The organism is Photobacterium frigidiphilum (genome assembly GCF_003025615.1).
Lineage (GTDB): Bacteria > Pseudomonadota > Gammaproteobacteria > Enterobacterales > Vibrionaceae > Photobacterium > Photobacterium frigidiphilum.
The window spans coordinates 1-9,203 of the sequence record NZ_PYMJ01000069.1 but is presented as its reverse complement, the minus strand read 5'-3'; the positions used below and the strand labels follow the sequence as shown (position 1 = coordinate 9,203).

Sequence of the window (9,203 nt, the reverse complement as noted above, 5' to 3'; positions counted from 1 at the left end):
TGGCCGAGTTTCGTTACATTGTCAGATCCGCTACTTTATTCAGGATCCTAGGGTCATCTGGTGATACAGATGGTTCACTCTTGTCGTGGTGAACAACGCTTCATACGACTTCAGGTCGCACGGGCAATTGTAAGTTAGTTAGAAAGACTCACCTTTATAGAAAATTTACCCCGTACAATATAAGTAATCACTATGATCCCAACAGCATTGATGAAGCTCAATTCAGGTAGAAGTGGATGAATATTTGATACTAGGCCATTTCACACAACAATAAGAATAACTGAGTTGAGGATTATATTAATGCTCATGACACAGGTTCGTCATACCTAACGCTATCAACGCCTCTTTAAGTTTCATCTTTGCCTCACTTCGCATTTAGCTCGAAAATGTAAGACTAATGAACGCTTTCACTTCTACACTCGCCGTAATCCTTCTAGGCACTTCACCTGCTTCAACAATTGTTGCCAAAAGTCATCAATGGTTTCTTGTGCATCATCGTCATCAACAAATGAGTACAAGAACTGAACCTTCGACGGTTTAAACCCACCATAGCAGGTCTGGTGTACACACAATTGAAATGCACATTGAAGACTCAATAAATCAGACTGCTACGCTCCCAAGCTGAAATTGTGAACATAATTACTTCTACATTCCATAATATAGAAATACATAAGAAAGTTGGCTATGCAGCCATACTCAATCGCTCGGTAGCATCGAAAATTCTTGCTCATAGCTCTGTTGTTTAAGCCAGCGGCCTAATTTTACAATAGCAGGTTGTTTTTCCCGTGTTTTCTTGTAAACAAAATAAAAACTATCGCCGGTAAGTAGTTCATGCATAGGAATACGAACAAAATTATGTTCACGATCATGATCTGTCATTAAGTAATTGTTAATCAAGGCAATACCATGAACATAGCGAGCCGTTTCGACAGCCAGCAACATATGACTAAAGTGATTTATTTTGGCATGCTCCGGTAATTCAAATCCTCCACTCTTAGACCAGCGTAACCAGTCTTCACCAAGATCTTCACCAAAAGACGAGTATTGCACCGAAAGCAAAGGATGCTGCCATAACGTATCGGGAAGTGGTTTATCTTTGATCTGTTGCCAAAGCTTATGTCCACATACTGGATAGAGGCGCTCAGCATATAGAAATTGGCTAACGAAGTTACGTTTCGGCGGATTCACGGTGATAAAGCAATCAGCGACCGAATCGGTGCAGTCAGGTTCGTCTGCTACCATATTCAAGGTTAATTCAATTTCTGGATGTTGTTTACGTAAATCGTCTAATCGTGGAATCAACCATTTTACTGCCAGTGAGCTGTATAACGCCAAGCGAATTTTACCCGATTTACCTTCTCGGATTTGTTGGCTTACATTCGATAAAGAACCCAATGACTGATTGACCTCATCAAAATAACACTTACCAACCTCGGTCAATGAGAAAGAGCGCCCCTGACGATTAAACATAGCTTCACCTAGATACTCTTCCAGCAACTTGACCTGATGACTAACCGCACTCTGAGTCACATTTAGATGATCGGCCGCTTTTGAAAAGCTGTTTAAACGAGCCACCGCTTCAAAGCATTGTAGCGATCGCAAAGGAGGTAATTTCATTATTAGTTTGGCTCATACTTAAAACAATTATTATCATTATACATAATAATTGCTCATAGGCTATATTACTAAGCATCATCAAACAGGAATTAAAAAGGCTCATAGAATGTCGACACAATTATTTAATATGGTACGTACATACTTGGCATATATCCAACCGATAGCACTAGGATCAAGATATATCATTGATGTTAAGCTGCAAAATAATAACTTACATATCAAAAGAAATATTATACATTAATAAAATGCTATCTTTCAAAAGTGACCCGTCACTTTCTACCATCACTTAGCGGTAACATAAAGGCGAAATAATTCATCTCGTAACTATACTTGATCCACTTTTTACAGAAAAATGATTTAAATAAGACAAGTGGATTTCACCCTTACACAACCAATTAAATCAAGATAGTAATAACACAGTAATACCAATTACATTTCAATAGCTTACAGGCAAAACAAACAAACCTTTAGTGGCTAGACACAAAGGAACAATTAAACAAAACAAATATAACCCAATGGGATTAGTAGAATTCAACATTCATTGCGACTCTCTTACAATGAAAAAACTAAGATTATAGAAATACGCAACCATTTAAATAAAGCAATCACCTTTAGTGGTTCATAACTTAAACCCTTGCGTATTGTTTTTATGATAATAATCACAATAATATTTATACATAATCATTAACAACCACCACCAACAGGACTTTACGTGAATTAAATCACAATAATTCATTACATTCACTGCACATGGATTTAAATTTAACAATAAACGAAATATTACATTTATCAGAATATAGCATTACTAACAGATACTAAAACCAACATATATGAAAACAGTGTAAGCATACCCCAGAAAAAAACTGCGTCGCTAAGTTATTCTGGGGCAAACCAATTTAGTGCTCAGGCTTACTTGGGTAAACTCTAACTATAAGAGCATCATGGTTGAATACGCGTAAATCGCACCTTTTTAATTAGGCCGTCTACTGACAGTTTTTCTGCCCTATCGGCTTGAAAATAGTAGGGGTTGAGTGGCATGGCACTGTTCTCTGGCCTCGCGTAATAAAGTTCGGCAGGTTTTCCGTCACTTTGCTGGGCATAAAGGTAACCAATCAATGCGTGCTCGAATTGATGGTAGCCATTACCCCAGTGGAATGCTTTGGTCGATTTCGGGTTGAGCCCCACACCACCATAAACATGATCCACCCAAGCATCCATAAATGTAGGTAGAGTATATTTGAGCGTATCTTTCATCGACCCATCAACAAGCGAAACCGTCATCGCTGCTTGATCTAACTCAGCCCACTCCCACGAAGAGCTGCCATTAGAGTATTCTCTGGATTTCCATGCTGGTATTGAGGAACCTTGCCATTGATACTTCAGTTCATCAGAGAATAAGTGCTGTACCACCTCGAAATTTTGTTGGTACTGCGCTTGTTTTAGGGTGTGCTTCATACCCTTGAACCCACGCTGAACCCAGTCTGAATTATCAAGCAGTCGCCCACTTAAATACGTCATCCAGTATGCCTTGATAGTATGGCCAAAATCATTATGTTTGGCGTCCGGCATCATTACCGCTTTATGATGTACAGCACCATAAAAGCGCTGCTCTTCATTGGAGTGATAATCTTCTAGCAGCACCTGTGTTAGCCATCGTAAATCCTCTTTCCATTTAGCTTCTACGGGTGCAGGAAGTAAAGGGGCAACAAGTAATAAATAACCGTTAATTTGATCGAGTTGAGCGACGAGTTCTCGCTGTTTCGTACTGTATCCATCACCATCTTTTAACACCCATGCTAGCCCCCGATTATCTTTAAGGCGGTATTTGTCAAAAATGAATGCCTGCTGTTTTATGAGTACTTGTTCTACCTTGGGGTCTTGCGTCAAATAGTAATACATCGCTAAACCAACTAATGCATAAGCTTGATCTTGAGAGGTACGCTGTTGCCAATCAAGCCCTGGCTTACCGTTTTGTGTATAGCTAACAAAACCACCATTTTGCTTATCTTGCAGATAGTTAATCAAATAGTACGAGCCCTTCTTTGCAAGCTCTAATGCCTGCTTATCTCCAGTGAGGTGGAAAAGGACTCCATAGGCGTAAGTTTGGCGCGACTTCATTCGTGTATATTCGCGATTAAAGTCCGGACTTATCCACCCCATATTCAATTCAGAACAGGGATGTTGTGCGTCCAGTATGGTGCCATCGTCACAACGAAAGGTCGGAAAATTTCCAACAGGAATCCCTTGTGCACTCTCCATCATCCAATAAGGTGCTAGGCCTTGAGTTGCATGATTTAACCAATCGTCACCAGAAGGAGTCAGTGGGGATGTGTAGCCAGTGAAACTGACTGTCGCGAGCATTAACACAAAAAATTTACGATACATAAAACCACTATAAATCATTGAATTTAAATCATTATAATCAACCATACCCTCACACTTTGCCAACGTAATCACATCCCTTAATATTGGTTAAACGCATAACAGCAACATAAATTAACTCGGGCATAGAAAAATTGCTTAACGGCGTGCCCTGTCTTAACGGTGTAAATCATTTACGATATGTATCAACACATGTACAAAGCTTAAGGTAGGGCTTGATTTGAAAGGTACTGTTTATTAGTATGAATTACATGACATATTTAGCTACGTTCACTCACCCAGTTTGTTGCTGCTGTAATCATTTTGATTTACGGCGGCCTGTGTGTAGCTATTAATTAGCAAAAAATTATCACATTACTTCGAGGCCGCTGATGTTTTTCATCTGCGGCCTTTTTTGTATTTAAAGGAATAAAATATGAGCCAACCAGAACTTCTACTATTCGACACGATGGCGCGCGAACTACGCCCATTCAATTCTATTCAGGCAAATAAAGTGGGGCTTTATGCTTGTGGCCCGACCGTTTATGACTATGCTCACGCAGGCAATTTGCGAACCTATCTTTTTGTGGATGTCTTACGGCGCGCACTTGAGATAAATGGTTATGAAGTGAATCACGTTATGAACATCACCGATGTTGGACACTTGGTATCTGATGCCGACACTGGTGAAGACAAGATGGAAAAAGGGGCTCGAAAACAGAATAAATCTGCCTGGGAAATAGCTCAATTTTTTGAACAAGCCTTCTTCGATGATCTCAAGCTGCTTAATATCTCAACGCCTTCTGTTATTTGCCGTGCGACGGAACATATTCAAGACCAAATTAACTTTATCCAAGAGTTAGAAACCAAAGGCTTTACCTATCAAACCTCTGATGGTGTTTACTTCAACACCGACAGATTAGCCGACTATGGCAAACTCGCCAGACTTGATAAACAGGGGTTGGAAGCTGGGATTCGAGTCGAAATGGCAGAAAAGAAACATCCTACCGATTTTGCTTTATGGAAATTCAGCGGTGATAAGCCACGACAGATGGAGTGGCAAAGCCCTTGGGGTATTGGCTTTCCTGGTTGGCACATTGAGTGTTCCGCCATGGCAGAAAAATACCTAGGTGATGTATTCGATATTCACGTTGGTGGTGAAGACCACATTCCAGTTCATCACACGAATGAAATAGCACAGTGCCAAGCAAAAAATGGTCATGTTCAAGCCAATTATTGGCTGCATGGATACTTCCTACAATTGAAGAAAGAGAAAATTTCTAAGTCAGGTACTTCACTACGTTTGGACGCTTTGATCGCAAAAGGTTATGAACCAATGGCGTATCGTTATCTTACTTTGACTAGTCATTATCGCAGCCATCTGAGCTTCACGTGGGAAGGGTTAAGTGGAGCACAGAAAGCTTTGCACAGGCTACGTAATAAAGTGGCATTTTTACCAAGTAACGGCAAAGTCGATGAAAGTTACAGCGAGTTGTTTATGAGGCACATCAACCGAGACCTCAATATGCCTCAAGCGCTCGCTTTAGTTTGGGAAATTTTGAATAGCGAGCTACTTCCAGAAAACAAGAGAGCGACGGTTTTGTTCTTCGACCGTATTTTGGGGTTAGATATTCATAAAATTGAAACGGTTGAAATACCAGAACATATTTCGAGGTTGGTGAAGTTAAGGACACAGGTTAAACAGCAAGGAAATTATAAAAAAGCCGATGCGATTCGTAATCAAATACATGACTTAGGTTATCAGGTGAATGATTCAGGCGATGGTTCAACGGTAACAATACGCTCATGACTTTCTTCTCTAACGCATAAAGGAGCTTGGCGTGTTAGCCAGAGTAAGCTAACAGATAAGAATAGCTGTCGCGCAGCCAGCAGCTATATTCAGAGTTGTCGAAAACGTTTTGGGACTTGAACTTATTTCGGGAAATATCGGATTATTTAAGTGCACTAGCTCTGGCTTGATCTGACAGGTTCCAACTTATTATGCTTGAATTCGTTTAAAGCAACACACGCCAGTATGATCTTGTTTCACCTTGCACTCATTAATCAATTTATCTTTTAACTCTAAACGCGCTCGACGCAGGCGCGCCTTGGTAGCAGGAAGACTCAACTCATTACGTTTAGCGTACTCAAGCTGAGTTAATCCATTAAGATCACACTCTTCGATAATATGCCTGTTTTTTGCTGACAACTTAGGTAAAAGACGAGGAAGACAAGTTTGCAACTGTGTCATTACGGGTAGAACATTATCCGGAGCAACAAGTTCACCAATGTCCTTACAATCAACCTTGCGGCGTAAATAATCGATGAAGTGATTCTTAGTGATCTTAAAAAGCCAAGACCTGCTATCGTCTAAGGTGCAAAAGCGCTCACGATTACTCATTGCCTTCAAAAACACCTCTTGCATGATGTCTTCTGTTTCATGTTGGCTTTGAGTTTGCTTCATTAACCATCCATAAAGCACGGATTCAGTCTCACCCCATGCCTTCATCAAACACTTCACTGCCTTTATCCTTCTACAAAACAACAGAAGTCGCGACACCACAAACAAGGGCGGCGCGACTTCACTTATTATAGCTGAGTATAGGCTCTAATGCGCATAAGTTACTATATCTTAAGCAAGAAGTTCACGAACTTGGACAATGCTTGGCACAGAGCCAGTGTGCTTAACAAAGCCATCAATACCAACCCCTGGGGTGCTCATGATACCTGCCTTCATGATCTCTTCTAGGCTCGTTACCTTTTGAAGCTGAATTTCTTGACCAAGCTCTTTCGCTACCTCTTCAATACGCTCTGCTGTCACTGTGCAGTTCTTACAACCAGAACCATAAACCTGAACAATTTTCATAATATACTCCGTTAGTTTAATTTAGTAATAAGCGTTAAACAGCCACCCAGTAATGGAGATGGCAACGAATAAATATCCTGCAATCACCCCCAATAAACGGTACTGCATTACCTGCTTTAGCATCATAAATTCGGGCAGGCTAACCGCCACCGCCCCCATACAGAAAGCGAGTGTAGTGCCCAAAGGCATTCCTTTATCAATAAGAGAGGCCATGATAGGAACAACCCCAGATGCATTGGTGTAGATAGGGATCGCACTCAATGTCGCTAATGGCACTGTCCACCACTCTCCATTCGCTAGATTTTGCTCAAACCATTGCGCCGGAACAAAGCCATGGATAAATGCACCTAGGCCCACCCCAATAATTACCCATTTCCAAATGCGTTTAACAATGGCGCTAGTCTCGTTGACGGCAAACTCGTGACGTTCCTTATAGGTCATCGCGATAGTTTGGGTGTCATGAGTTACTTGAGTGCTCGTGTTTTCATCTTGTTGATAGGCCTTGGCAAGAAAGGGTTGCAGCCAACGGTGTGCCTTGCACATATCTAGGATCACACCTGCTAATATGCCCAATAACATACCTATGATTATGTACATGAGAGTAAACTTAAACCCAAGGATACTGCCCAACATGATCACCACTACCTCATTAATAAGAGGTGAGGTAATAAGAAAGGCGATAGTTACACCAATAGGAATACGTGCCGACACAAAACCCATAAATAGAGGAATAGAACTGCAAGAGCAAAAGGGCGTAATCGCACCAAAAAGAGAACCTAAAAAGTACCCAACTCCCCTATGCTTACCCTGAAGATAATCACGAACCTTATCCACGCTGAGGCTCGCACGCAGATATGAAATACCATAGATTAAACACACTAATAAAACTAAGATCTTACTGGTATCTTCAATAAAAAAATGTAGGCCGATACCCATAGCGGTATTGGGGTCGAGCCCAATAATTGTATAGGTTAGCCAATCCGCTAACTGAGTGAAAACTTCAAACATTACTGCACCCTTAAAACGTGTTCACTACTATCAACACGTATGAGATGCCAAAAGGATGCAAATTTTTTGATTATTATTTATTTTTCCGAGCAAAGACTCGATTTAGTATGGGTACTAAGTAATAAATTATAAGGTTCCGTTCGTACTTTCTTTCCACGCTCATGTTACAGACTTGGCTTCCATCAATCACATGACGTCGTTTCACTGAATCATTCGTTAATTTACGATCAAAGCGTTCAACTAAAAGTGCAGGATATTTATCAAAATATTGTAACTCTACATTGGCAGTTTCCAGCCCAACGCCTAGCAAGACGCATTGTTACGAACTCATTAATGACGAGATGTTGCTGATCATTTCTTTCGAATTTAATGATGTGTGTTGAGCATAAATCACCTTCACCCAACCCAAGCTGACCATTCATTTTTAGGACATTAATTTTCGACTGTACGCCAGCAACTGATAGTCTCGGCCTTTCATCCCATATTTCCATCGCCCACAATGTTGGGTTGGAAAGCCGCATGATCAATTCCTTGTCTTCAATTGGCCGGAACGTTGTTTCTATTTGATTTGACGTAAATTCGTGCACAAACATCACGGCACCTGACAGATCACAGCAGAAGGTATAACAGTATCAAGCGGAAGGTGAGGCGATAAGGGAAAGCCATTCTGTCGCCATTCATCGGTATAAGTTAATTCTAAATTATCAGAGTCTTTATCTAACGTAAGTTTACCGATCACTACAACTATCATACACGACATCAAGAATGTATCGATCAGACCCAGTTGTCATTATCATCACTCCTTGAATCATCCATAATAGAAGACATACGGATATCTCCTTTTCCTTGTTCAATCTTGATGTATGTTTGTTTTGCTATGCCGCAAAGCTCAGCAGCGTCGGATTGGGTTATCCTACTTTGAGTTCTTTTCGCCTTAATCGCCAGCCCCAGCAGTTCAGTACTGAACGGTTGATCAAGGTCGGGGGTTTCTAATGCTTTTACCAATTTGGCCATCAATTACTCCTAGAATAAGCACTCTCTAATTAGGGCTTTGTTCTACGATATTGTTCAGAAACTTGATTGAAAGGATTTCAATTAAACTTAGCATGTGCCCGTTATGCCAAAGCTCAACATTGATATGATGCAGTGCTAACGCATTGGAATGGCTGCCGTCAATAACCACTTTCTCAGGTAATCCATGTTGACCGATGGCCTTTGACGTTGAGTAGAGTAAGAGACAGAGCGTAGTCGAACTATTTCTCTGCCTCTCCTCACCGAACCGCACGTGCACCTTTCAGCGCATGCGGCTCTCCACTTAACCGTGGCCAACGGCCATCGCAACATCAGTGTA

Annotated in this window: 9 protein-coding genes and 2 pseudogenes; 1 reads left to right on the top strand and 10 read right to left on the bottom strand. The window is 41.0% G+C overall.

Annotated features, from left to right (window positions below; genetic code table 11):
- Positions 1 to 696: 696 nt before the first annotated feature.
- Together C9J12_RS29140 and C9J12_RS29135 are read right to left on the bottom strand one after the other, a co-directional pair.
- On the bottom strand, positions 697 to 1,617 hold the full coding sequence (locus C9J12_RS29140) for a LysR family transcriptional regulator (RefSeq protein WP_107246799.1): 921 nt from the start codon (positions 1,615 to 1,617) through the stop codon (positions 697 to 699).
- 939 nt (positions 1,618 to 2,556) lie between these two features.
- Complete coding sequence (locus C9J12_RS29135; RefSeq protein ID WP_407675711.1) at positions 2,557 to 4,002, bottom strand: AGE family epimerase/isomerase; 1,446 nt, start codon at positions 4,000 to 4,002, stop codon at positions 2,557 to 2,559.
- Between the two features lie 412 nt (positions 4,003 to 4,414).
- On the opposite strand from C9J12_RS29135, the gene cysS reads away from it, so the two are divergent.
- On the top strand, positions 4,415 to 5,788 hold the full coding sequence (gene cysS, locus C9J12_RS29130) for a cysteine--tRNA ligase (RefSeq protein WP_107246798.1): 1,374 nt from the start codon (positions 4,415 to 4,417) through the stop codon (positions 5,786 to 5,788).
- 189 nt (positions 5,789 to 5,977) lie between these two features.
- Here cysS and C9J12_RS29125 read toward each other — a convergent pair whose 3' ends face one another.
- The 8 genes and pseudogenes from C9J12_RS29125 to C9J12_RS31325 form a co-directional block, all read right to left on the bottom strand.
- The gene (locus C9J12_RS29125; protein WP_193944721.1) at positions 5,978 to 6,487 is read right to left on the bottom strand and encodes a sigma-70 family RNA polymerase sigma factor; all 510 of its coding nucleotides are present in this window, start codon (positions 6,485 to 6,487) and stop codon (positions 5,978 to 5,980) included.
- Positions 6,488 to 6,610: 123 nt separating this feature from the next.
- Complete coding sequence (locus C9J12_RS29120; protein ID WP_107246796.1) at positions 6,611 to 6,844, bottom strand: thioredoxin family protein; 234 nt, start codon at positions 6,842 to 6,844, stop codon at positions 6,611 to 6,613.
- A 21-nt stretch (positions 6,845 to 6,865) separates the two neighbouring features.
- Complete coding sequence (locus C9J12_RS29115) at positions 6,866 to 7,852, bottom strand: permease (RefSeq protein ID WP_107246795.1); 987 nt, start codon at positions 7,850 to 7,852, stop codon at positions 6,866 to 6,868.
- A gap of 73 nt (positions 7,853 to 7,925) precedes the next feature.
- Positions 7,926 to 8,274: pseudogene (locus tag C9J12_RS31340) on the bottom strand (HipA domain-containing protein).
- Positions 8,275 to 8,444: 170 nt separating this feature from the next.
- A complete protein-coding gene (locus C9J12_RS31335; protein WP_227876506.1) occupies positions 8,445 to 8,603 on the bottom strand; it encodes a HipA N-terminal domain-containing protein in 159 nt (52 codons plus the stop codon).
- A 23-nt stretch (positions 8,604 to 8,626) separates the two neighbouring features.
- A complete protein-coding gene (locus C9J12_RS29105) occupies positions 8,627 to 8,866 on the bottom strand; it encodes a helix-turn-helix transcriptional regulator (RefSeq protein WP_107246794.1) in 240 nt (79 codons plus the stop codon).
- A gap of 25 nt (positions 8,867 to 8,891) precedes the next feature.
- A pseudogene (locus C9J12_RS31330) lies at positions 8,892 to 9,071 on the bottom strand (IS6 family transposase); the annotation flags it as partial.
- Positions 9,002 to 9,203 (bottom strand): hypothetical protein (locus tag C9J12_RS31325; RefSeq protein WP_146150134.1); only part of this gene is annotated, 202 nt, incomplete at its 5' end. The gene C9J12_RS31325 and the pseudogene C9J12_RS31330, both read right to left, overlap by 70 nt.